Raw genomic sequence first — 21,492 nt, 5'->3', positions numbered from 1 at the left:
GAGGTAAGATATGAAAGCAAAGTTTGTAACTATTCTGATTTTAGCTGTTGGGTTTGGTATTACATCAGCAGAAGCACAGTACTTTCCGTTTGGGAAAAACCGTGTTCAATATGAAAATTTTGAGTGGAGATTCATCCAATCGAAGCACTTTGATATTTACTATTACGGAGAGAAAAATTACGAGCTTGCTGAGTTTTCTGCCCAAAGCCTGGAATCCGCTTACAAACAACTTTCGGAAGATTTTAACCATGAAATTGTAAGTCGTATTCCTCTAATAGTTTATGATTCTCATAACGATTTCTCTCAGACAAATGTCGTACCACTTGACCCGACTGGTACCGAGGGAATAGGTGGGGTAACCGATAAGTGGAAAAACAGGATGACAGTTCCATTTATGGGAGACTATAATGACTTCAGAAGAACATTGCATCATGAGCTTGTGCATGCTGTGTTCAACGACATGTTCTATGGTGGAAACATCCAGTCGATAATTCAGAATAATATTCAATTGGTATTTCCACTTTGGTTCGAAGAAGGGCTTGCAGAGTATACAGCACTTGGATGGGATACAAATACAGATATGTTTATAAGGGATGCCGTTATTAATGGATATTTGCCTCCAATTCGGTATTTGAGAAATTACTATGCATACAGAGGAGGACAGTCTGTTTGGAATTTTATTGTTGAAGAATATGGTAGAGAAAAAATTGCGGAAATATTAAATCGTATAAAGACTTCCCGTAGTATTGAATATGGGTTTGCAGATGCTTTAGGTCTTACTATTGATGAACTATCCGAACGCTGGGAGCAAAGCCTTAAGGAGCGGTACTTCCCTGAAGTAGCAGAACGAGAAAGCGCAAAGAGTATCTCTACGCTAATGACCCGAAGAGGCGAATTTGGTACATACAATACCAGCCCGACTATTTCACCCCAAGGAGACAGGATTGCATTTATCACAAATGGCAGAGGGTATTTCGATGTAATTGTTATCGATGCATTAAATGGCCGAAAACTTAAAACATTAGTTCGAGGCGAGGATAATCCAGATTTTGAAGAACTAAATATTCTAAACCCAAATATTACTTGGTCACCCGATGGTGAATTCATAGCGTTGTCAACGAAAAGGAAAGGGAAGGATGATATCGCTCTGGTAAATTATCGGACTAAAGAAGTGGAGAAGCTGGAGTTTGAGACGATTGATGCAATAGAATCTGTGGCATGGTCACCCGATGGAAGAAAGATTGCTTTTGATGGTAACATCGGTCCTTATCAAGATATTTTTGTCTACAACTTTGATACTGAAGAATTAACAAATTTAACCCAGGATTTTTTCTCTGATTTCCAGCCCGCATGGTCAAGCGATTCTGAATCTATTTTCTTTGTTTCGGACAGGGGAGAAAAGATCGAAACGAATACCTATAAAACAGAATATCGTTTATTAGCTGATTTGGATTTCTACCAAACAGATATCTATCAGATTAACATTAATACAAAACAAGTTGAGCGAATTACTGCTTCCAGTGATTGGAGTGAAAAGCAACCTGCTGTGACACGCTCTGGAAGATTAACATTCAATTCTGATGAAAATGGTATTCAGAATATTTATGAGTATGATTTCGAGACTAAGAAAGCATATGCACTTACCGACCTTCAGGCTGGTGTTTCTCAGTTTAGTATGAGTGCCGACGGTTCAAGAATTGCTATTGGAGCAATAAATGAAGGATATCTGGATATCTTTCTTTTGAAATCACCTTTTTCAAGAAAGAAAACTGAGCCTTTGGTAAAAAATTACTGGGCACAGCGAAGGGTTCAGGAGACACAAGAAGAAAGAGTGCCTGCTACTCTATATGCCCGGGAAATGTTTGATGTCGGGATTGTGAATGCTGTTGAGAGGACTCAAATTGAGAAGGAAGAAGAAGAGGCTCAAATGACTGATGAAGAACGGGCCAGCACTTTTGAACAAAGTGGTGAGATTGATTTCAGAAATTATGTGTTCTCAGAAGAAGTAATTTTGGATAGTACACTTACTCTAATAGATGAGTTTATTTTTGATCTTGAAGACAATGTCACCGACGATGGAAGGTACGTACCAAGAGATTACCGGCTAAGGTTCAGTACCGATGTTGCTTACAGCCCTTCGGTCGGATTGTCAACCTATGGAGCTTATGCACCAATTCAATTTTTGATTAGTGATTTATTAGGAGATCACCAGCTTTCATTGGGATCAAACTTCCAAACTGACTTAAGAAATAGTAATTATTCTATTCAATACGGATACCTGAAAAAGAGAACGAATGTATTTCTTTCCTATTTCCACTCATCACGACAATACCAGACTTTTGGAGGAGAGTTATTACGCTTCAGAACATTTGGTGGGGGATTAAGTTTGCAATACCCAATTGACAAATTCAGAAGGGTAGATGCCAGCCTTACATGGATAGGGTTAACCAGAGATTACAATGTAGTTACTACTCCATTTACCGCTTTATTTATTGATCCGAATACGGTTATTAATTCAGAGAATCTAAAGAGTTCATTATTGTATCCTCAAGTTACCTATACAAAAGATGCTACTCTTAATATTCCGGGCTTTATTACTCCCATGGGTGGAACCAGATATTCTATCGGTATATCAGGGAGTCCTGGTGTTGGAGAAGATTCCCCGGCTTTTGCATCTGTTCTTGGTGATTTCAGGCGCTATTTCAATATAGGTTTAGGTTATTCACTCGCACTTAGAGGTTCGAGTGGTGCTTCATTCGGCCGTGATTCGCAAACGTATTTCCTTGGAGGTATGCTAGGATGGATTAATCAAAGATGGTCAGACAATGGAATTCCTTTAGAGCGCCTTGCTGATACTTTCTTTACGTTACCTGCTGTTCCTCTGAGAGGTCATGAGTACAATACTATTTATGGAAACAAATTTGCACTCATCAATACTGAGTTCAGGTTCCCATTATTTGCGGCTTTAGTTCCTGGAGCAGTTCCTATACTACCTCTTTACAACATTACAGGAGCATTCTTTATTGATGTTGGTACTGCTTGGGGACAAAACATCAATGTATCTTTGGTTAACCTGGCCAATGAAACAATTAATTTTAATGTTAATGATGCTGATCTTAGTTTTAGAATCGGTGAGGAGCGAATCATTTATTACGATGAAGATGCGGATAACTTCACAACAGAAGTACCAACCAATGGTGAACCGATAATAGGTAATGATGGAAATCCTATTACCGCTTTAGATGGAGACATTCTTATTGGTTCGGGATTTGGATTAAGAACCATCGTTTTCGGACTTCCTTTCCGATATGATATAGGATGGTCTTATGGTAGAAATGGTTTTGAAGGCAATCCAATCCACTATTTCTCAATTGGTATAGACTTCTAATACCGACTATTGAAAAAGCTTGGCATGTAGCAAGCGATCGTATTGTAAATCGGGATCAAGGTAGTATACAAAGCTCACATACTCCTGATCCCGTTTTGTTATGGAGTCACTTAATAGAATGGGGTCAATTTCTTTTCCCTCAAGAGTTACATACTTGTAAGAGTAATTCCCCTCCTTGATGAGCAGTTTTGTTTCCCAGACCCCTAATTCTCGGTTATATCTCAATTTTTCTCTATCAGAAATGCTCCATTGGTTAAAATCTCCGATCAGGTAGAAATCGTTAATCGTTGTATTTCCACCAGTGTTTAATCGGAAGCTGACCTCTGAATATCTAGCAAGAAGGCTTTTATCAGGAAGCCCAAATTCAGCATTAAAGGTGGGAGAGGGGTCGGAAAGGAAGTTTAGAAAATCATCTTTTAAAATTACTTCGGTTGGAATTGCTGTTGGGTCTATGCTAAAAATAGAAGGGTTTTGTAGACTTAGTTCAGAGAGATTCAGACTGGTAAAATCAAAACTTGCTGGAAAGGCGTTTCCTCTCGAAATGTGAAATTCTGTTTCCCCTTCATTTGTGAAACTATATTGATCAGCTTTTCGAGATTGTCCCCAAAAACGATTCTGAGTAAAAGTGTAAGACAAATTGAATTGGGGGAACTCAACAAAGTCAGGATAACGGTATTCTCCGAATAACTGGTCTAAAGCCTGTCCATTCTGTCCCTGGTTGAATAGAGTTTCAACTTGATGAACCTGCTCACCTTCTTGTTCTGAAATAAAAAAGGGGAGGCTGAATAATTCTGTACCGGAGTTATAGTCCAATACATGTAATAAATAATTTCCACTAACTTTGAATTCAATTTCTCTGGTTGGAAACTCCAATGAATAATGAAAGTAGTTTGGCCTATTAGTCCTATTCGGTTCACCACCAAATAACACAAGTTCATTAATACCCTCCATTATCCATGGATCAGGTAATCCGCTTTTTGACCAGTCTTGATTTCTATGGCTGAACTGAATGATAAACTGACCAGATAGAGTGGTTAGCTCATCAAATTCAAGAATCAATTTGTTCTCACTATTCAGCTCGATAATAGGAAGACTGGCCTGATTGCCTTTTCTATAAAGCTGCACACCCTTGATAGACGGAGGAGCTTTTAATTGATTCGGAACCAGAAGAAGGCTTGTATTATCTGTGGTTGTTACTGGGGTGGATACTAATTGGTTTTCTGTATTCGAGCAGGATACCAGAAATAGGAAGAAGGGAATAGTTAGTAATCTACAAATTAATGATACCGGCATAGACAAAACGCGCAGGCCCGTTGAGTTTTATATTTGAATAGGTATTTGTTGCTTCATCGAAGCTGAAATGAACCGAGAGCGTTCCTCCCTTAACGATAACTTCAAAACTAAATTCTCCTGTGTTGTATTCCTGCATAAAATGAGTCCCTATTGCTGAGGCAATGGCCCCCGTACCACAAGCAAGTGTTAAATCCTCCACGCCGCGCTCGTAGGTTTGAACATACATGGAGTCGTCTTCATTTGGACATACAAAATTGACATTGGTACCCGGAGGGTTAAGTACTGGATGGTTTCGGATAAATCGACCTTCTTCCACTAATTCATCTTCAATTTCGAGCCTATCCAAATCCTCAAAGCTGATTATATGCTCCGTTCCAGTGTATACCTGAAGATAGTTTTTCTTATTGATGTTCAATTTTTTTGGAGCTATTACATCCGGAAAGCTTACACTCACCTGCTCTTGTTCTATATCGACTGTAGCTTTGTAAATAGCTTCATGAACATTAAAAGTTTGTTCTTTATTAAATCCGTTATGAGCAGCAAAAAGAGCAAGGCACCTGCTTCCGTTTCCACACATTCCGGCATCACTACCGTCTGCATTTCTGTATATCATAGTATAGTCAACATCTGGTAACGATGAGTTCTCCAGAGCTAATAATCCATCCGCTCCTATTCCGAATTTTCTGTCACAAAGTTGAGGAGAAAGGGCGATTATTTCTTCAAGTGGCAAACCTAATTTTCTATTGTCAAGGACAACGAAGTCGTTTCCGGCGCCTTCCATTTTATAAAACTCTAATTCCATCATTCTACAAAGGCTGGTAAGTGTTTCCAGGGTTCTTCCTCACCAATATAGGGTTGTTTACCACGCATTAGACTAGAGAACCTCAAAGCAAGGGCAGTAAAAGCTAATTTAGGAGATACATTCTGCTGAAGCATTGGACGTAGCTTATCTATCTCCTCCATCATTTCTGCTAACAGTGCATTATCTAAAGCCGCAACAAATTTTTCTATGGAATCTATCTGATCAATATTGGCAACTAATGTTTTGTTTGAAGTCTCTCTATAAATCATAAGATCTCTGATGTACATCTCCATCAAATTTAGTAATGCCAGCATTCCTTCAATGTTTAGCGAACTCTGCCAGTCTTGAGCCATATGTGAAATTCCTACAGCATCCTGACTAAAGGATAAGCGAAGGAAATTAACCATGTTTTCCCGATCTTCTTTTAGACGATCTGCATTAAAAAATCGAGTTTGAGAATAGTTTCCTCCTGAGACTCGAGCCAGGTAGGAAGCATCCTTTTCGTCAACCTCATCAATCTCAATCAAGCCCATTCGTATCTCATCTTCCTGTAAGTTCGACAAAGGAATGTGTTGACATCTGGAAGTAATAGTAGGGAGGAGCTGCTCATAATGTTCTGTAGTAAGAATGAACATGAGTCGGTCATTAGGCTCTTCAAGAAGTTTTAAAAAGGCATTAGCCGTTTCTTTACGCATAGTTTCAACCTGCGTAATGATGATAACAACCCGGCTCCCTTCATTTGGGCGAAGGCGCGAGACCTTACGGATTTCTTCACGGAAATAATCCACAGGGTAAAAAGCCTGAAGATTTTTTGAGGATTGATCAGAAGTAAGTGAGGGGCGTTGCGCGAAGCCAATAATTTCATATGGATCGGAAGCAAGTAACTCTAGCCTTGGCCTCAATTCCTCAATTTTTGCTGAAGTAGGCTTCGGTATGAACACGTGGATATCCGGGTGAGTAAACCAGGAAGATTTTTGGCTTGATTTGTAATCGCTTAAATCACTCAAGTGATCAATCCCATTTATCGCTTCTGCTAAAGCCAAGGAGAAAGCAGTTTTACCAACACCCGCTGGTCCTGAAAATAAGTATGCATGGCTAACCCTTTGAGAAGAAAGGATTCTTTCTAATTGTTTCTTTGCCCGGTGTTGTCCGATCAGTCTTCTATTTCCGAAACTAATATTCATCAATCCTCCCAGATATAGTCGAAGAGTATCGTTCCGGTTGTGATGGTAACACCCACAAAGCCAACTAAAGCGAGTAAATCTCCCTGAATACCTTCGATATTACCATCAATAAAGGCTGCTTTGGTAACTCTTGTAAGAAGGAGGATTAAGGGAACAAAAAGCGGTATTGAAAGAACAGAAAAAACGGCTCCTTTTCGATCTGCTTGTGATACTATTGCAGCAGTAAGAGTAGAAACAGAAGAGAGTCCGAGAGTACCCAGCAGAAGTATTCCAATAAATGCTTGAATGGATACTACTCTTAGATCCACAAAGAATATGTATAAGAAAAAAGTTGCCAGGTTTATAAACAGGGTGAAAAAAGTATTGAAGAATAATTTTCCTAAAAAAACACTCGAGCCCCGTGCATAAACCTGAAGCAATGGATAGGTATTCTTGTCGGTTTCATAAATAAAACTTCTCCCAAGTACCGAAAGAGCGGCAAATAGTACAACAATCCATATTAATCCACTTTTTGGAGTGGGATCTAATTGTTGTGCACGTAGTGTAAAAAGAATCAATAACATGGAAGCCACTAAAAAAGCTAATACCATATTAAAGGCAAACCGCGTTCTAAATTCGATTTGGAGGTCTTTTTTAAAAATAGAAATAGATGATCTCAGCCAGGACATGCGCAAATATACGTATTCTGTATGCTAATAAAGGAGTCATATCTGTTAAGAATGTTTGGTAAAAAGCCGTTGTTTGAATAACTATTCACTCCCTATATTCTAAGTCCTGTTGATTGAAACGTTAACTCTTTAATTCCATCCATAACTTAATGAATTTATTTTCTTTACTTGATGCAGACACAGTGGTTCCTAATCTAGAAGTGGAGAACAAGAAGCAGGTAATTAATTCTATGATTGATCTACTTTCTTCTAAGATGGATGAAGATGCATTAGAGCAGGTTAGGGAAGGAGTGTTTGAAAGAGAATTCGTTATGAGTACAGGAGTGGGCAAAGGACTTGCGATTCCACATTGCAAAACAAAAGCGATTGATGACAATTATGCTGCCTTTGCAAAATTAAGTACTCCGTTAGACTACGACTCAATTGATAATGAACCTGTAGAGCTCATCTTTCTATTAGTAGGCCCTGATTCTAAGCATAGCCACCATATCAAATTGTTGAGCAGAATTTCGAGGCTGATGAATAGTGCTTCATTCAGAGAAAAAATTCTTTCTTCTACTACAAAAGAAGTAATTCTGGAAGCATTTAAAGAGGAAGAAGAAAAGTATTTCGTTCACTAATCTATGATTCATTTAGTTCGCAACTCATTCTTTGTATTCCTTCTTTCTGTTGCGAATCTGTCTCTGGCTCAGGATTTAACTTCGATACTTGAAAATGCTGCCAATCAGGAAGCTTTTTGGTCGATAAGTGTGAGGGATAGTGATGGGATTATTCTAGAGGAATTCAATTCAGGCAAACTTATAATTCCGGCCTCCAATCAAAAGTTATTTACAACGGCTGCTATTCTTGATGGATTAGGAAGTGATTTCAGATTTACTACCAACATTTATGGGCAGGGTAGTTTGAAGGATTCAGTTTGGGAAGGGGATTTGATTATAAAAGGTTCTGGTGATCCTAGTATTAGTGGCTTTATGTATGATGGAGACAGAGAGTATGTTTTTGACTCTTTTTTGAGACAGTTAACGAATAACGGTATCAAGTCTTACAGTGGAAACATTAAAGTTGATGTAAGCTACTTTGATAATCAACGATATCCTAAAGGTTGGGATTGGGATGATTTGAGCTTCTACTATGGAGTAGAAATTTCGCCTCTGTCTTTTAATAACAATGCTGTTGATTTGGTCGTTGACGCAGATGGTGAAATCGGTGCAAAACCTAGAATATCCTGGTTTCCAGAGTATGGGAGTCTATTTGAATTTATAAACGAACAAGAAATAGTAGAAGCTGATCGAGAATATGATGAGTTTTACAGGAGAGAACTGGGCAGCCACAGAATTCTATTAAAAAGTAAACTCCCTCAGGGCTATCTAGAAGAAGAATCGCTGTCTATTAACCAAGCTCAAGTATTTTTTATTGATTCATTCGAGGGTTTCTTAAGGCAAGCTTATATGCTAAATCTGAACCCACAAGAAGTGTATGGAGAAAATGTTGCTACTGAAAGCTTCTCAGACTTGGTTACACTGGCTTCTCACACCTCAGAACCTCTCTCTCGGTTAATAGAATGGACTAACAAAGAAAGCGATAATTTCTATACCGAGATGCTTCTTAAAACGCTCGCAGCAGAGAAGTTTGGGGTCCCAGGAACTTTCGATGATGGAGTCAAAGAGGTAAGAAATTTTCTGGCTAATCTGGAAATTGATACTACCTATGTAATCATGAAGGATGGGTCCGGAATGGCCTCAGGAAATTTTACAAAGACTTCAATCCTATCTGAATTCCTTTATAAGATGCAGAATCACCCCGAGTTCTCAGCTTTTTATAATAGTATGTCCATTGCTGGAGTAGATGGAACCATTGGTCATCGGATGAGAGGAACAACTCTTCAAAATAATTTTAAAGGGAAGTCCGGATACGTGGGAGGTGTTAGGACACTAAGTGGGTATATGACTACTTCATCCGGTAGAGAACTGATTGTTAGTATGGCGGCAAATAACTTTATCGGTAAGGTTAGGCCTATTGATGCCGTACATGAACGGATTTTGAACTACCTGTATGAGAAATATTGATTAGCTTTGAGGATGGCTGATTCAAAAGCACATATTCTTGTTACCGATGATGAACGAGCTATTCGAAGTACTCTGAAAGAGATTCTGGAGTTCGAAGGTTACAAGGTTTCAATCGCTGAAAGTGGGGCTCAGGCACTTGAATTAGTTGAAAGAGAACGAGTAGACCTTGTTTTACTCGATATTAAAATGCAGGGAATGGATGGTCTTGAAACCCTAAAAGGAATTAGAGAAAAAGGGCATGAATTCCCGGTCATTATGATATCGGGACATGGTACTATTGAAATTGCGGTAGAAGCTACCAAGCAAGGAGCTCATGATTTCCTGGAAAAGCCCCCTGATTTAAATCACTTATTAGTTGCTGTAAGAAACGCATTGTCGCTCAGAGACTTAAGCCAGGAAGTTAAACAGATAAAAAAGAAGCTTCCTAAAGTCCAGGAAATCATAGGATCCAGTAAAGCTATTACCAAAGTAAAAGAGGTTATCGACAAAGTAGCACCTACAAAATCGAGGGTATTTATTACAGGAGAAAACGGTACGGGAAAAGAATTGGTAGCTCGCTGGATCCATGAGAAGAGCGCAAAGAGTAATGGTCCTTTTGTAGAAGTAAATTGTGCAGCCATTCCATCAGAGTTAATAGAAAGTGAATTATTCGGACATGAAAAGGGAGCTTTTACAGGAGCTGATTTTGCCCGGGCAGGGAAGTTTGAACAAGCTACTGGTGGTACCTTATTTCTTGATGAAATAGGGGATATGCCATTGGATGCCCAGGCAAAAGTACTTAGGGCATTACAAGAACACAGAATTACCAGAGTAGGAGGAAGTGAGGTTATTTCTATAGATACACGTGTACTTGCTGCTACTAACAAAAATCTGGAAGAAGAAATAAGGCAAAAAAACTTCAGAGAAGATTTATTTCATCGAATTAGTGTAATTCCTGTACAGGTGCCTCCATTAAGGGAGCGAAAGGAGGACATAGCAACCATAGCCAGTGAATATCTAAAGAAACTTAAAGCTGAAGATATCTCCCTTTCGGCTGTAAATTTTACTGAAGATGGGTTAAAAGAACTCACAGAATATAGTTGGACCGGAAATGTGCGTGAATTACAGAATGCAGTGGAACGACTGGCTATTTTAACACCTGAAGATCAAATTTCAGCGAAAATAATTAAACAGATGTTCCTCACTAAAGAATCAAAAAGTGAGGAATTAAAGGGGCTATCTGATTCTGTAAATGATTTTCAGGAATTCAAAGATAGATCTGAAAAAATCTTCCTTACAAGACAATTGGAAAAAAACGACTGGAATATTTCGAAGACGGCAGAAGCAATTGGAATCCAGCGGAGCCATATGTACAATAAAATGAAAAAATATAATATCGAGCGGTAATTATGAGTGCAGAAATTATAGACGGTAAAAAAGTAGCTGAGCTAGTTCGTCAAAGCGTTCGTGAGGATGTGGAGCAATGGGTGTCGAAAGGGAATCGTCGGCCTTTCCTTCAAGTGGTGTTAGTCGGAGATGACCCTGCCTCTATTGTATATACAGGTACCAAAACCAAAGCCTGTCAAGACGTGGGAATAGAGACCAATACCCTTGAATTGCAGGACACTATTTCAGCAAAGGAGCTTAAGGAGGTAATTCGAGACCTAAATAATGATGATTCAGTAGATGGTATACTGGTTCAAATGCCACTTCCTTCACACCTTTCTCAATATGATGTAATTGAAAGTATTGATCACCGAAAAGATGTAGATGGTTTTCATCCTATGAATGTAGGGCGATTATCGGTTGATCAACCGTGTTTCAGAAGTTGTACTCCGGCAGGAGTTATGGAGCTTTTCAAATACTATAGCATTCCAGTCAAGTCAAAACATGCAGTGGTAGTAGGAGCAAGCAATATCGTAGGATCTCCAATGGCTGTGATGTTATCTCGTGAAAACTCAGCCGGGAAAGCTACGACCACCATTTGCCATAAATATACTCGAGACCTTACTGCGCATACCATCAATGCAGATATACTGATAGTTGCTGCAGGCCAGCCTCATTTGATTAAGCCGGAAATGGTAAAAGAAGGGATAGTGGTGATTGATGTTGGTATTAATCGTATTGCCGATGAAACATCACCAAAAGGGTATAAACTAGTCGGGGATGTGGACTATGAAGCCGTTAAGAAAAAAGCGAGCTGGATTACTCCTGTACCTGGTGGGGTAGGTCCAATGACAGTAGCCATGCTCATGAAAAATACTCTCCTCGCAGCCAAGAAGAGTATTTACCCTGATTGATTAGGAAAGGTCTTTGCGAGGAGTCGCGGATAAAATTAAATATAACTGCGGAAATCGACGAAGCAATCTCCTGATTTACTCTCCCTGTTTTTGAGATTGCTTCGCTACGCTCGCAAAAGGATCCTTTTCTTATTTAATCAGAATAATTACTGTGCTAAAGAAATTCTTTTAGGATATAGCTCCTTAATATAATTTCTACTTGCACTTCCTTCCGATAATCTTGAGAATTCTACTCCATACCTGGCTAGAGAAGCTTCATTCCTAAGTTCCACATACACCCCCATTAGCTCATCCAGCATATCAATATAGATTTTGTAGGGAGTTTCTTTCTGAGTTTTCAATGAGATAATAGCTCGTTCTGGGGAATCGGAAAGCTCAGGATCCGTACCCCAGTTATTGATAAATAGTTTTAGTTCTGGTTTCAAATGTTCAAACTCAACCCTTCGATTATCCAGTAAGATTTCACCTTTCGAATTGACGAAAATGGTCAAAAGATTGCGGTCGGGTATATCTATTTCAATATCCTCAGGTGGTGGAGGAAGAACCATAGCTATACCGGTATCAACATTGATGGTGGTAGTTACCAGGAAGAAAATGAGAAGAAGAAAGGCGATATCTGCCATTGATGAGCCGTTAATAGAAGCTCCATCTCGTTCACGTTTTGATAAAAACATAATGATCTCCATTTAATTAGTAGTACAAAGCTTCTTTATTAAAAGAGATTACGTCTTACTTATATCTAGCATTTAGATGTGAGATTTTTCCTTGAAATTGAGTGACATAATGATGTCACTCCAGATGTTTAAGTTTGGTCAAATCAAAAAAACAAAGCCAAACAATCATGACACCAGCAAACGCACTTAGCAACTACAACACAAGTTCTACCAGTTCAGTTAAACTTTTTGTAACCCCACTACTTCAGCGAATTAAAAAAGAGAGTTCAGAAGAGTATTCAGAGATGCAGGAAGCGTTTTCGCTACTTGGTTGGTCTAAACTTCCTGACGAACTAAAAATTGAAATCTATGAAGATGTGAAGTTCATGGTTCAGGAATTAAAAGGACTTTTTTGCACAAATGATCCTTATGTAGAGCAAAGAAGAAATAGTATTTACTTTTGGGTGAGCAGTTTTCAGGATGGAATCTGTACACTAAAAGCGGCAATCGATGCCTTAAAGATCAAGCCTCTTTAGTAGAGTTTTTCAAAGCGCGTAGTGTATTGTTATGTAGCAAACTCTATTTTATTTCATTAGAAAGATTGATGCTATATATGTCATTTTTATACTTATGAATTGCCATAGATTTCAAGAATTCTTACTTCTTTTGGTGTTTCTATTTTATGCTGTTTTAAATAATAGTTGCTCAGGTTCTTGTGGGCTTTTTGGAGCCACTTCAACTACGAGTGTAAGCCTTGTAGTAAAACAGCCTGTTAATGAAATTATATTAGAGCGTGATGAATTTACTTCTATTCGGTTAGATGAATATGTAGAGCTTGATGTTGAGTGTACCGGAAATCCTGATTGTGTATGCAATGAAGGGATTTTTCCAGCCGATTATTATTCAATGATGGTTCAAGACCCTTCCATAGTTGAGGCAAATTTGAGTGGGGGGCAAAATTATTCCTCTTTTGAATACCCGGATTTTGAAATAATGAGAGGAGAAGAAATAAACCTTAACATAAAGGCTCTTGATCCGGGTGAAACAAATATTGTTATCTCAATATTCTTTTGGGTGGAGGGAAGTACAGACTATGCTTTCATACGAGATACTTTAGCCTTACCGTTTTTGGTAATTGAATAAAATGACCGACTAACTAAGGCCCTAAAGATTAAGCCTCTTTAGTAGAAACCTTATTGATATTGATTCCATCAGATTCCTCTGAGTTATAGACTTCCTGATCCTCAATCACAATCTCAGGGGAAGATTGTTTCTTTAATGCAGTCCTAATAACATCCATAACTCTATGCATTGTTGCTTTTTTCTTTTCGAAATAAGGTTTGAGATAAAGGCGGTTGAGGTATGAACCTATTCCTCCTATAGCAAAAGCGATGGGTAAGCTCAAAGTTTTAGAGAATGTAGAGTTTTCAAATGCAATTACGGCTATAGCAAAAGCAAACATAAAACTGAAAAAACCGGTCATAAACTTTAAGCCATTCCACTTATATACATACTGGACTTTAGTTTTTCCATTTGTAGGAGTAAAGGAAATATGACGAAATCCAATCTCTTTAAATCGCTGTACCCATTCAAAGGAATCTCCTTGTTTGCTTGATTCTCCAACTCCACCTGTGGTTCTTCGAACTTCTCTTATGATCTGATCCCAGTTTTGAACAGTTATTTCACCGTCAATTAATTGGATATCCTGAACGGCAGCAGTTCCTTTGAACCAGTTGAACTCATTTTTTGAATTGGGAAGCTTTACATTTTCAAGGGCCTCAAGTAATGAATCCTTTTCAATTCCCACTTCAGCCGCCAACTCGACCAATTCACTTTCCGTGAGCCCCTCTTTATCTCCATATAAATCCTTTCTCTGTTGGATTTCAGAAGCTCTGGAAAGAATTTTGCTAATCTCTTTTTTTGAATACAATTCGCTCAAAATGCCACTGTTAAATTTTTCGGTGTTTGCTACGCTAGTGCCAAAAAATAGTTTAATCGATAAAGCACTTCCATACAGATATCCTTATCTTTGAAAAACCGCAAGCAAAATTCTCTTGTTTCATGTATAAAATGAATGACTCGTCTTCATTCGAGCGCATCACAAGGCAAGGCCTCACATACGACGATGTGCTTCTTGTTCCTGGCTATTCCCAAGTATTACCCCGAGAAGTTGATTTATCAGTAAAACTCACTTCAAAGCTTACATTGAATGTTCCCATAATGAGTGCGGCAATGGACACCGTATCAGAATATCGATTGGCTATTGCACTTGCCAGAGAAGGGGGTATTGCAATGTTGCATAAGAATATGTCCATAGAAGACCAGGCGGAGCATGTCCGGCTAGTTAAGAGAAGTGAAAGTGGTATGATCGTTGATCCCGTGACCTTAGGTGAAAACGCTACTGTTCAGGATGCAAGAAATTTGATGAGGGTTCATAAAATTGGGGGTATTCCGATTGTAGATAAAAAAGGGATCTTAATTGGGATAGTTACCAACCGCGATTTGCGCTTCGAGTCTGAGATGACCAGAAAACTGGGTGATATCATGACAAAAGAAAACCTTGTTACCGGAAAACAAGGTACCAGCCTTCACCAGGCAGAAGAAATTCTCCAAGAATTCAAAGTTGAAAAACTTCCAATAGTAGATGCAAACTATAAGCTTGTCGGACTTATCACATTTAAGGATATAGAAAAGAAAATGAACTTCCCTAACGCCTGTAAAGATGAAATGGGAAGACTAAGAGTAGGTGCTGCAGTAGGGGTAACACCTGATACCATTGATCGAGTTGAAGCACTTGTTAATGCAGGTGTTGATATTATTACCGTTGATACTGCCCATGGTCACTCACAAGGAGTACTTAATACAGTATCTGCTATAAAGAAAAAGTTTTCTGACCTTGATGTTATCGGTGGTAACATTGCAACCAGAGATGCGGCTGAAGCACTTGCTGATGCTGGAGCGGATGTAGTAAAGGTTGGCGTAGGCCCTGGCTCAATTTGTACTACGCGGGTAGTTACCGGAGTAGGTGTACCGCAATTAAGTGCAGTTATGGAAGTCGCAGATTTTTGCAAGAATAACGGAATTGGTGTTATTGCAGATGGGGGAATCAAGCAAACAGGTGACATTCCGAAAGCAATAGCCGGAGGTGCAGATGTGGTAATGATGGGGTCAATGTTCGCGGGAGTGGATGAAAGCCCGGGCGAAACTATTATTTACGAATCAAGGAAGTATAAATCCTATAGGGGGATGGGAAGTATTGGGGCAATGAAAAAAGGTTCGAAGGACCGGTACTTCCAGGATGTTGAAGATGATATAAACAAACTGGTACCAGAGGGTATCGAAGGAAGAGTACCCTATAAAGGATACCTGGGAGAAGTGGTACATCAAATGTCAGGTGGACTAAGGGCGGCAATGGGTTATTGTGGGACGTCATCTATTGATGAGTTAAAAACGAAAGCTGAATTCGTTCAGATATCTGCGGCTTCTTATAAAGAAAGTCATCCACACTCGGTTCAAATTACTAAAGAGGCACCTAATTACTCTGTGTAATTAGGGTAGGGATGAAAAGCGTATTATTTATTCTCTACTACTTTCCTCCAATGGGTGGGAGTGGCGTGCAACGTCCGCTGAAATTCATCAAGTATTTAAGAGAGTTCGGATGGAATCCCATAGTTATTTGTCCGGAGCCGGGGGCATACCATTCTTTTGATGAATCCCTCCAGAAAGAACTGGACGAAATGGAGATCGAAATCCATAGAGTTAGAGGGAATACTCCCCTTCATAGAACAGGAAAACGAAAACTAGTTTTTCCTACCTGGCTAGAATCATTTCTCCGAAAGATTTCGCTTTTCTTTTGGCTTCCCGACAATAAGAAAGGTTGGATTAACGAGGGGTATAAAAAGGCACAACAGCTTTTAAGAAAAGGAGATATCGATCTGATTTTTGCATCAGCACCTCCATATTCAAACTTAATGTTAGCCGATAAGCTCAAGAGAATTTTCGATATCCCATTAATAATGGATTTTAGGGATGACTGGCTTAACAGTCATTTCATTAACTATCCAAGCAGGTTTCATTATTCAAGAATGAGAAGTCTTGAAAGTAAAACGATAGAAAATGCAGATTGCCTAATAACCATAAATAAGTATATCGCTGATTCACTTTCATCAAGATGTTCAACAAGAATAGAAATCATTCCCCAGGGATTTGATTCTGAAGACTTTTCTGTACTCCCGAAACTCAATTCTGATCCAAAAAAAATATCATTTCTTTATAGCGGTACATTTTATGTTCAAAGCGGTCCTGGAATTTTTCTGGAGGCCATGTCAAGATTTATCGAGGAGAATCCAAAATATAGTTCTGTTATTGAGCTTCATTTTCAGGGATTTCTTTCGGAGAGGGATCGAAAACTTATCGAAGCAAAAGGGCTAAGTGATGTGACTGTGTACTATGGTCAGGTAAATCATAAAGAAGCAGTAAAAAACCTTTTAATAGCTGATGTGCTTTGGATGAATAACAATCACAAAAAACGGCCTGAAGCTATATCTTTTGGAAAGACTTATGAATATATGGCCTCAAAAAAACCTGTCTTGGCTCTTCTGCCTGAAGGAGACGCTAAAGAAACGTTAAAAAACTATGGCAAGGCATTTATTTCCAATCCGGAAAGTGTTAACGATGTTTATTCAAACATTGAAAAGGTTATTAAGCACTTAGAAGAAGAAACAATGCCACAAACGAATGATGAGTTTGTCTTAAAGTTTGACAGAAAAGTATTAACTGCTCAATTAGCCGAGTTATTTAATGAAATTTCAAAATGATTAATGCATATTGAAGAGCGGATAATCACATTATGCTAGATCTACTAAAGCAATTATATCAACGGAGATTTAAACGGTTAACAATCATACTGTTAGATGATAGTAAACCAGGAGAGGATGAATCTTTTAAACTGGTTCCTAATCGATTATTCTTTTTTTTTGGTGTTACATGTGTAGCAGTTTCTATGTTCGTTGCTCTTTTATTTATGTTTACTCCATTAGGTTCGCTTTTATACAGCAATAAAGATGATGAGCTTAGATCTCGAGTCGAAGGAATTACTGAAAGAGTAATAGCGCTGCAAGATTCTCTCATTACACGAGACAATCAATTGTCTGAAATGAAACGTGTAATTCGCCTAAGCTTAGATACTACTCTTGTACTAGACAATCGATTCTCTTCTTTATTCGATGAAGAACAAAATTTGGAAGTTCCTCTTACTACATTCAATAATGAGCTCTCAGCTACAGAGCTAAATACCTCGGGTGTTTTCTTTTCCAACATTTTTGAGAGGGCTCCAGACTTTCCCACTGCATATCCTGTTCAAGGCACTCTCACAAGGGGATTTGAACCTGAAGAATCTCACTACGGAATTGATATCGCCACGAGTAAAAATGAACCAATATCAGCGCTCGCAGATGGCACAATTATTACAGCGAACTGGACTATTAATGATGGATATGTAATTGCAGTTCAGCACTCAGGTGGGCTTATGAGTATGTATAAGCATTGCTCCTCTATTACTAAAAAAGTAGGAGATGCTATTATAAAAGGGGATATACTGGGGACCACTGGCGATGTGGGGGTTTCGAGTACCGGCCCTCATTTACATCTTGAGATTTGGAAAAATGGATTTCCTCAAGACCCAACAATTTATTTAATTCAGTAGTATCATGTTTAACGGAAATAAAAACTCTACCAAAGTGAATAATCAACAAAATACATCACCCTCAGTTAACATAATAAGTGAAGGAACCAAGCTTAAAGGTAATATTCACGCCCATTCTGATATTCGAATTGGAGGTACTGTTGAAGGGGAGGCCATTTCAAAAGGTAAGTTGATAATTACAGGTAAAGGAAAAGTAGTTGGAAATGTTACTTCTTCTGATGCAGATATCGCTGGTAGAGTTGAAGGTGAGGTCAGAGTTTCGAACCGTTTGATTCTTAGAAAAGATGCAGTAGTAGATGGAAATATACATACCAAAACCTTGGTTGTTGAAGAGGGGGCCCAGGTTAATGGAGCTTGTAGAATGGGTGATAATACCAAAGTACTTTCTCAGTCCAGCGACGCAGACTACGAGAAAGGGACCCAATTAAAAGCAAAAGCTACAGGTTGAGCGAGCGCTATCTTCCCAAAAAATACAGAGAATACATTGGGCTAGGAGCGGAAATAGCGGCTACGCTCGCAGTTCCTCTTTTTGTCGGGTATCTCTTCGACCAATATTTCGGAACCAGTCCATGGTTACTACTGGCTGGAGCTTTTGTCGGAATTTTACTCTTCTTTAATAGTATTTTTCGAATAGCGAGAAAACTGAATAAAAAAGAATAGCAAAAATGCTTCCTAAACTTTTAAAGGTAAGCTTATTAATGTTGCCACTTATTGTAGCAGCATTTTTTTTATTGAATAAAACACAATCTATCGGAGTAGTGTCGGGCATCTTTTTAGGATTGGGGTCCATTCTAGTAAGTGCATGGGTAATAGATTCTTTCTTTGAAAGAGAATGGGAGGTTTTCAATAAGGTTTTTTTTCTTTCTGTAATTGGTAGGTTCTTTTTAGTTCTGATAGTCTTCTCAATTCTGCTTGGAGCGACAAAAATTGATGAAATCTACTTTACAGTTAGTTTCATAATTTCCTATCTTTGTTATTCTATGACGGAAATGATTTTCTTCAATAAACTACTAGTAGAAAAAAGCAGTAAAAAGTAATGATCAAGACCCTGCGTCGCCTATTTCTTACCCTACTATTTTTAGCAATTAATCACGTAAACATCTTGGCAGCAGACGCAGCGAACGGAGACGAGGAGCCCGTTTTAGATGTTATGGGGACAGTTGTTGATCACGATTATTTAAAGGTGCCCTGGGGCAAAGTTTACCTGCCAAGGATGATTGTTTGGGAAGACGCGCAAGGAGCTACACGTTTTGATGCGGCAATGAGTACAAAGGCACTTATAAAAAAGGGTAATTTTATAGATGTTGATCAGGTAGCTACGCCTGCAGATGGAGGTAGCATTATCATGGATTTTTCCATTACATCGCATTTGATCTACTTTTGGCTAGGTATGATTCTGGCCGTTTGGCTTACCGTATCAATGGCCAACAGATATAAAAAAGGAGTTGGAAGAGACGTAGAGCCAAAAGGCGCACTTCAAAACATTTTTGAAGTACTATTTGTCTTCATCAGAGATGACGTGGCTCGTTCAAACATTGATCCCCATAAAGCTGATAGATATATGCCTTATCTGTTCACAGTATTCATGGGTATTGCTTTTATGAATTTATTTGGTTTGCTGCCATGGGCGGCTACCGCGACTGCTGATCTTACTGTGACAGCTACTTTAGCTGTTATGACTTTCTTCATCACTCAGTTTAGTGGAACAAAAGATTATTGGGGACATATTTTTTGGTTCCCGGGAGTACCAACATGGGTAAGAGCTATTCTTACTCCAGTAGAAATTTTGGGGGTTTTCACTAAACCATTTGCTCTGGCAATCCGACTATTTGCAAATATGCTTTCAGGAAAGATTATGATCATCGCGATTTTAGGGTTGATCTTCATTTTTGCTGACATATTTGGCAATGTAGCAGGGATCAGTGTTAGTGTATTTTCGGTTACTCTAACTGTGGTACTATATGCATTGAAAGTGTTTGTAGCTTTATTACAAGCCTATATTTTTACACTTCTTTCAGCTGTATTTATCGGTATGGCAGCTGAAGATCATGATCATGCAGAAGAGCACTACAACGCAGAACATGTTGCGTAAGAAATTTTATTCATAAATAACCATAACAAAATAAAATAGAACACTATGGGACTTTTAGCAGCTGGCATTGGAGCTGGAATCGTAGCTTTAGGAGCTGGAATTGGAATTGGAATGATCGGTAAAGGTGCAACTGAAAGTATTGCACGACAACCAGAAGCGTCAGGCGAAATTCGTGGCGCTATGATTCTTACTGCCGCTTTCATCGAGGGTGTTGCCCTTCTTGGTGCGGTGATTTGTATCCTTCTTGCTCTTGGAATCGGACAATAAATAAGGCATTTCCATGACTTTCCTTTTAGCAGGCGGAGGCGGTATCCTATCATTTAACCCTGGTTTTGCGATCTGGATTTTGATTTCCATGATTATATTTATCCTGGTGATGATGAAGTATGCAGTACCGCCAATCATGAAATCGCTAAATGAGCGGGAAGCCAAGATTAAAGATTCTTTGGAATCTGCTGAACAAGCATTGGCCAAAGCGGAGCAAATCTCAAAAGATAATGAGAAAGCACTCCGTGAAGCTGAAGCAAATGCACAGCAAATCCGCAAAAAGGCGAAAGAAGAGGCAAATGACCTCCGTGACGACCTAATTGCGAAAGCCAAAGAAGATGCCGCTCAAATTGTAGAACAAGCAAGAGCGTCTATCGAACAAGAAAAGAAGCAAGCGCTTACCGAACTTAGGCAAGAAGTAGCCAATCTGGCTATCAAAGCTGCAGAAACTATTCTTGATTCAGAATTAGACGCAACAAAGAACAACAAATTGGTCGATAACTTTATCGACGATTTGTCAAAAAATTAATTTGATAACCTATGTTGGTATCTAAAGCAGCTCGACGTTACGCTACAGCTTTATTAGAAACAGCAAAAGAGCAAAAGGTGGTTGATCCCATCCTTAAAGATATCTTGTTTGTCAAAAATACGATTGATGGCTCTAAGGAATTAATAGCATTTCTTAAAAGCCCAATTATAAAACCTGACGACAAGAAAGCCGCTCTTTCAACATTATTCAGCAAGGAAGTGAACAAACTTACTGCTGAATTTATATCATTGATTGCTTCGAAGGAACGTGCGGCTATTCTCCACGAGATTACCGTTGCCTTTATCCATCAATACAATCAATACGCTGGTATTATTGAGGTAGAAGTGAGAACCGCTACTTCACTAGATGCAAAACAGGTTACCAATCTAAAAAAAGCGCTTGAGAACTCTACATCGAAAAAAGTAGAGTTAGATTTGAAAGAACAACCTGAATTAAAAGGTGGGTTGATGGTGAAAATCGATGATACAGTTATTGACGGAACTGTAAAACATAAGCTCGAGCAACTTCAACAAACATTCCTGGAAACCTCCATGGAATTGAATTAGA

At 38.8% G+C, this 21,492-nt stretch carries 23 protein-coding genes; 17 read left to right on the top strand and 6 right to left on the bottom strand.

Features of this window, described 5'->3' with window-relative positions; all coding sequences use genetic code 11:
• Window positions 1-10 precede the first annotated feature (10 nt).
• A complete protein-coding gene (locus tag ED557_02130; protein ID RNC85592.1) occupies window positions 11-3,388 on the top strand; it encodes a hypothetical protein in 3,378 nt (1,125 codons plus the stop codon).
• Window positions 3,389-3,394: 6 nt separating this feature from the next.
• On the opposite strand, the gene ED557_02125 is transcribed toward ED557_02130, so the two are convergent.
• Genes ED557_02125 through ED557_02110 form a run of 4 tightly spaced genes read right to left on the bottom strand, consistent with a single transcriptional unit; the run spans window position 3,395 to window position 7,335 of the window.
• On the bottom strand, window positions 3,395-4,681 hold the full coding sequence (locus tag ED557_02125; protein ID RNC85591.1) for a DUF5103 domain-containing protein: 1,287 nt from the start codon (window positions 4,679-4,681) through the stop codon (window positions 3,395-3,397).
• The gene (locus tag ED557_02120) at window positions 4,659-5,486 is read right to left on the bottom strand and encodes a diaminopimelate epimerase (protein RNC85590.1); all 828 of its coding nucleotides are present in this window, start codon (window positions 5,484-5,486) and stop codon (window positions 4,659-4,661) included. Before ED557_02120 ends, ED557_02125 begins: the two co-directional genes overlap by 23 nt.
• A complete protein-coding gene (locus ED557_02115; GenBank protein ID RNC85589.1) occupies window positions 5,483-6,667 on the bottom strand; it encodes an AAA family ATPase in 1,185 nt (394 codons plus the stop codon). The genes ED557_02120 and ED557_02115 overlap by 4 nt, the downstream gene beginning before the upstream one ends.
• Window positions 6,667-7,335, bottom strand: a complete 669-nt coding sequence (locus ED557_02110; GenBank protein ID RNC85588.1) for a hypothetical protein — start codon at window positions 7,333-7,335, stop codon at window positions 6,667-6,669. The genes ED557_02115 and ED557_02110 overlap by 1 nt, the downstream gene beginning before the upstream one ends.
• 149 nt (window positions 7,336-7,484) lie before the next feature.
• Between ED557_02110 and ED557_02105 the strand changes: the two genes are divergently transcribed.
• From ED557_02105 to folD, 4 genes are read left to right on the top strand one after another with little or no spacing between them, the layout of a single operon-like run.
• Window positions 7,485-7,955 carry a PTS sugar transporter subunit IIA gene (locus ED557_02105; GenBank protein RNC85587.1) on the top strand — a complete coding sequence of 157 codons (471 nt, stop codon included), beginning with the start codon at window positions 7,485-7,487 and terminating at the stop codon, window positions 7,953-7,955.
• A gap of 3 nt (window positions 7,956-7,958) precedes the next feature.
• A complete protein-coding gene (gene dacB / locus ED557_02100; protein RNC85586.1) occupies window positions 7,959-9,401 on the top strand; it encodes a D-alanyl-D-alanine carboxypeptidase/D-alanyl-D-alanine-endopeptidase in 1,443 nt (480 codons plus the stop codon).
• 12 nt (window positions 9,402-9,413) lie between these two features.
• The gene (locus ED557_02095; GenBank protein ID RNC85585.1) at window positions 9,414-10,787 is read left to right on the top strand and encodes a sigma-54-dependent Fis family transcriptional regulator; all 1,374 of its coding nucleotides are present in this window, start codon (window positions 9,414-9,416) and stop codon (window positions 10,785-10,787) included.
• A 2-nt stretch (window positions 10,788-10,789) separates the two neighbouring features.
• The gene (gene folD, locus ED557_02090; protein ID RNC85584.1) at window positions 10,790-11,680 is read left to right on the top strand and encodes a bifunctional methylenetetrahydrofolate dehydrogenase/methenyltetrahydrofolate cyclohydrolase FolD; all 891 of its coding nucleotides are present in this window, start codon (window positions 10,790-10,792) and stop codon (window positions 11,678-11,680) included.
• 146 nt (window positions 11,681-11,826) lie between these two features.
• On the opposite strand, the gene ED557_02085 is transcribed toward folD, so the two are convergent.
• Window positions 11,827-12,354 (bottom strand): biopolymer transporter ExbD, encoded by a 528-nt coding sequence (locus ED557_02085; protein RNC86144.1) that lies wholly within the window; start codon window positions 12,352-12,354, stop codon window positions 11,827-11,829.
• 167 nt (window positions 12,355-12,521) lie between these two features.
• Between ED557_02085 and ED557_02080 the strand changes: the two genes are divergently transcribed.
• Window positions 12,522-12,869: a hypothetical protein gene (locus ED557_02080; protein RNC85583.1), complete on the top strand. Its 348-nt coding sequence runs from the start codon at window positions 12,522-12,524 to the stop codon at window positions 12,867-12,869.
• A 130-nt stretch (window positions 12,870-12,999) separates the two neighbouring features.
• Window positions 13,000-13,476 (top strand): hypothetical protein, encoded by a 477-nt coding sequence (locus tag ED557_02075; GenBank protein RNC85582.1) that lies wholly within the window; start codon window positions 13,000-13,002, stop codon window positions 13,474-13,476.
• Between the two features lie 28 nt (window positions 13,477-13,504).
• Here the strand turns inward: ED557_02075 and ED557_02070 are convergent, their stop codons facing one another.
• Complete coding sequence (locus ED557_02070) at window positions 13,505-14,272, bottom strand: hypothetical protein (protein ID RNC85581.1); 768 nt, start codon at window positions 14,270-14,272, stop codon at window positions 13,505-13,507.
• 122 nt (window positions 14,273-14,394) lie between these two features.
• Here ED557_02070 and guaB point away from each other — a divergent pair, with 122 nt between their 5' ends.
• Genes guaB through atpH form a run of 10 tightly spaced genes read left to right on the top strand, consistent with a single transcriptional unit; the run spans window position 14,395 to window position 21,491 of the window.
• Entirely contained in the window at window positions 14,395-15,882 is a 1,488-nt protein-coding gene (gene guaB, locus ED557_02065) for an IMP dehydrogenase (protein RNC85580.1), read from the top strand.
• A gap of 11 nt (window positions 15,883-15,893) precedes the next feature.
• Window positions 15,894-17,150: a glycosyltransferase gene (locus ED557_02060; protein ID RNC85579.1), complete on the top strand. Its 1,257-nt coding sequence runs from the start codon at window positions 15,894-15,896 to the stop codon at window positions 17,148-17,150.
• A 32-nt stretch (window positions 17,151-17,182) separates the two neighbouring features.
• The gene (locus ED557_02055; protein ID RNC85578.1) at window positions 17,183-18,037 is read left to right on the top strand and encodes a M23 family metallopeptidase; all 855 of its coding nucleotides are present in this window, start codon (window positions 17,183-17,185) and stop codon (window positions 18,035-18,037) included.
• Window positions 18,038-18,041: 4 nt separating this feature from the next.
• Complete coding sequence (locus ED557_02050) at window positions 18,042-18,485, top strand: polymer-forming cytoskeletal protein (GenBank protein ID RNC85577.1); 444 nt, start codon at window positions 18,042-18,044, stop codon at window positions 18,483-18,485.
• Window positions 18,461-18,697 carry an AtpZ/AtpI family protein gene (locus ED557_02045; protein RNC85576.1) on the top strand — a complete coding sequence of 79 codons (237 nt, stop codon included), beginning with the start codon at window positions 18,461-18,463 and terminating at the stop codon, window positions 18,695-18,697. The genes ED557_02050 and ED557_02045 overlap by 25 nt, the downstream gene beginning before the upstream one ends.
• A gap of 5 nt (window positions 18,698-18,702) precedes the next feature.
• Window positions 18,703-19,074 carry a hypothetical protein gene (locus ED557_02040; protein RNC85575.1) on the top strand — a complete coding sequence of 124 codons (372 nt, stop codon included), beginning with the start codon at window positions 18,703-18,705 and terminating at the stop codon, window positions 19,072-19,074.
• Complete coding sequence (gene atpB, locus ED557_02035; protein RNC85574.1) at window positions 19,074-20,129, top strand: ATP synthase F0 subunit A; 1,056 nt, start codon at window positions 19,074-19,076, stop codon at window positions 20,127-20,129. The genes ED557_02040 and atpB overlap by 1 nt, the downstream gene beginning before the upstream one ends.
• A 45-nt stretch (window positions 20,130-20,174) precedes the next feature.
• Window positions 20,175-20,396 (top strand): ATP synthase F0 subunit C, encoded by a 222-nt coding sequence (atpE, locus tag ED557_02030; GenBank protein RNC85573.1) that lies wholly within the window; start codon window positions 20,175-20,177, stop codon window positions 20,394-20,396.
• Between the two features lie 13 nt (window positions 20,397-20,409).
• The gene (gene atpF / locus ED557_02025) at window positions 20,410-20,925 is read left to right on the top strand and encodes an ATP synthase F0 subunit B (protein ID RNC85572.1); all 516 of its coding nucleotides are present in this window, start codon (window positions 20,410-20,412) and stop codon (window positions 20,923-20,925) included.
• A gap of 11 nt (window positions 20,926-20,936) precedes the next feature.
• Window positions 20,937-21,491 carry an ATP synthase F1 subunit delta gene (gene atpH, locus ED557_02020; protein ID RNC85571.1) on the top strand — a complete coding sequence of 185 codons (555 nt, stop codon included), beginning with the start codon at window positions 20,937-20,939 and terminating at the stop codon, window positions 21,489-21,491.
• Window position 21,492: the final 1 nt, after the last annotated feature.

Origin of the sequence: Balneola sp. (genome assembly GCA_003712055.1) — a bacterium.
Taxonomy (GTDB): domain Bacteria; phylum Bacteroidota; class Rhodothermia; order Balneolales; family Balneolaceae; genus RHLJ01.
Note: the sequence above shows the minus strand (reverse complement) of the source record. Positions and strands in the feature narration are given on the sequence as shown.

Bases quoted from the DNA above. Each gene is read 5' to 3' on its own strand.
- dacB (RNC85586.1), top strand. From the start codon at position 7,959: ATGATTCATTTAGTTCGCAACTCATTCTTTGTATTCCTTCTTTCTGTT.
- atpB (RNC85574.1), top strand. From the start codon at position 19,074: ATGATCAAGACCCTGCGTCGCCTATTTCTTACCCTACTATTTTTAGCA.
- ED557_02055 (RNC85578.1), top strand. From the start codon at position 17,183: ATGCTAGATCTACTAAAGCAATTATATCAACGGAGATTTAAACGGTTA.
- ED557_02115 (RNC85589.1), bottom strand. From the start codon at position 6,667: ATGAATATTAGTTTCGGAAATAGAAGACTGATCGGACAACACCGGGCA.
- ED557_02060 (RNC85579.1), top strand. From the start codon at position 15,894: ATGAAAAGCGTATTATTTATTCTCTACTACTTTCCTCCAATGGGTGGG.
- ED557_02040 (RNC85575.1), top strand. From the start codon at position 18,703: ATGCTTCCTAAACTTTTAAAGGTAAGCTTATTAATGTTGCCACTTATT.
- ED557_02085 (RNC86144.1), bottom strand. From the start codon at position 12,354: ATGTTTTTATCAAAACGTGAACGAGATGGAGCTTCTATTAACGGCTCA.
- guaB (RNC85580.1), top strand. From the start codon at position 14,395: ATGTATAAAATGAATGACTCGTCTTCATTCGAGCGCATCACAAGGCAA.
- ED557_02110 (RNC85588.1), bottom strand. From the start codon at position 7,335: ATGTCCTGGCTGAGATCATCTATTTCTATTTTTAAAAAAGACCTCCAA.
- ED557_02095 (RNC85585.1), top strand. From the start codon at position 9,414: ATGGCTGATTCAAAAGCACATATTCTTGTTACCGATGATGAACGAGCT.
- folD (RNC85584.1), top strand. From the start codon at position 10,790: ATGAGTGCAGAAATTATAGACGGTAAAAAAGTAGCTGAGCTAGTTCGT.
- ED557_02130 (RNC85592.1), top strand. From the start codon at position 11: ATGAAAGCAAAGTTTGTAACTATTCTGATTTTAGCTGTTGGGTTTGGT.
- atpF (RNC85572.1), top strand. From the start codon at position 20,410: ATGACTTTCCTTTTAGCAGGCGGAGGCGGTATCCTATCATTTAACCCT.
- atpE (RNC85573.1), top strand. From the start codon at position 20,175: ATGGGACTTTTAGCAGCTGGCATTGGAGCTGGAATCGTAGCTTTAGGA.
- ED557_02050 (RNC85577.1), top strand. From the start codon at position 18,042: ATGTTTAACGGAAATAAAAACTCTACCAAAGTGAATAATCAACAAAAT.
- ED557_02105 (RNC85587.1), top strand. From the start codon at position 7,485: ATGAATTTATTTTCTTTACTTGATGCAGACACAGTGGTTCCTAATCTA.
- atpH (RNC85571.1), top strand. From the start codon at position 20,937: ATGTTGGTATCTAAAGCAGCTCGACGTTACGCTACAGCTTTATTAGAA.
- ED557_02080 (RNC85583.1), top strand. From the start codon at position 12,522: ATGACACCAGCAAACGCACTTAGCAACTACAACACAAGTTCTACCAGT.
- ED557_02125 (RNC85591.1), bottom strand. From the start codon at position 4,681: ATGCCGGTATCATTAATTTGTAGATTACTAACTATTCCCTTCTTCCTA.
- ED557_02120 (RNC85590.1), bottom strand. From the start codon at position 5,486: ATGATGGAATTAGAGTTTTATAAAATGGAAGGCGCCGGAAACGACTTC.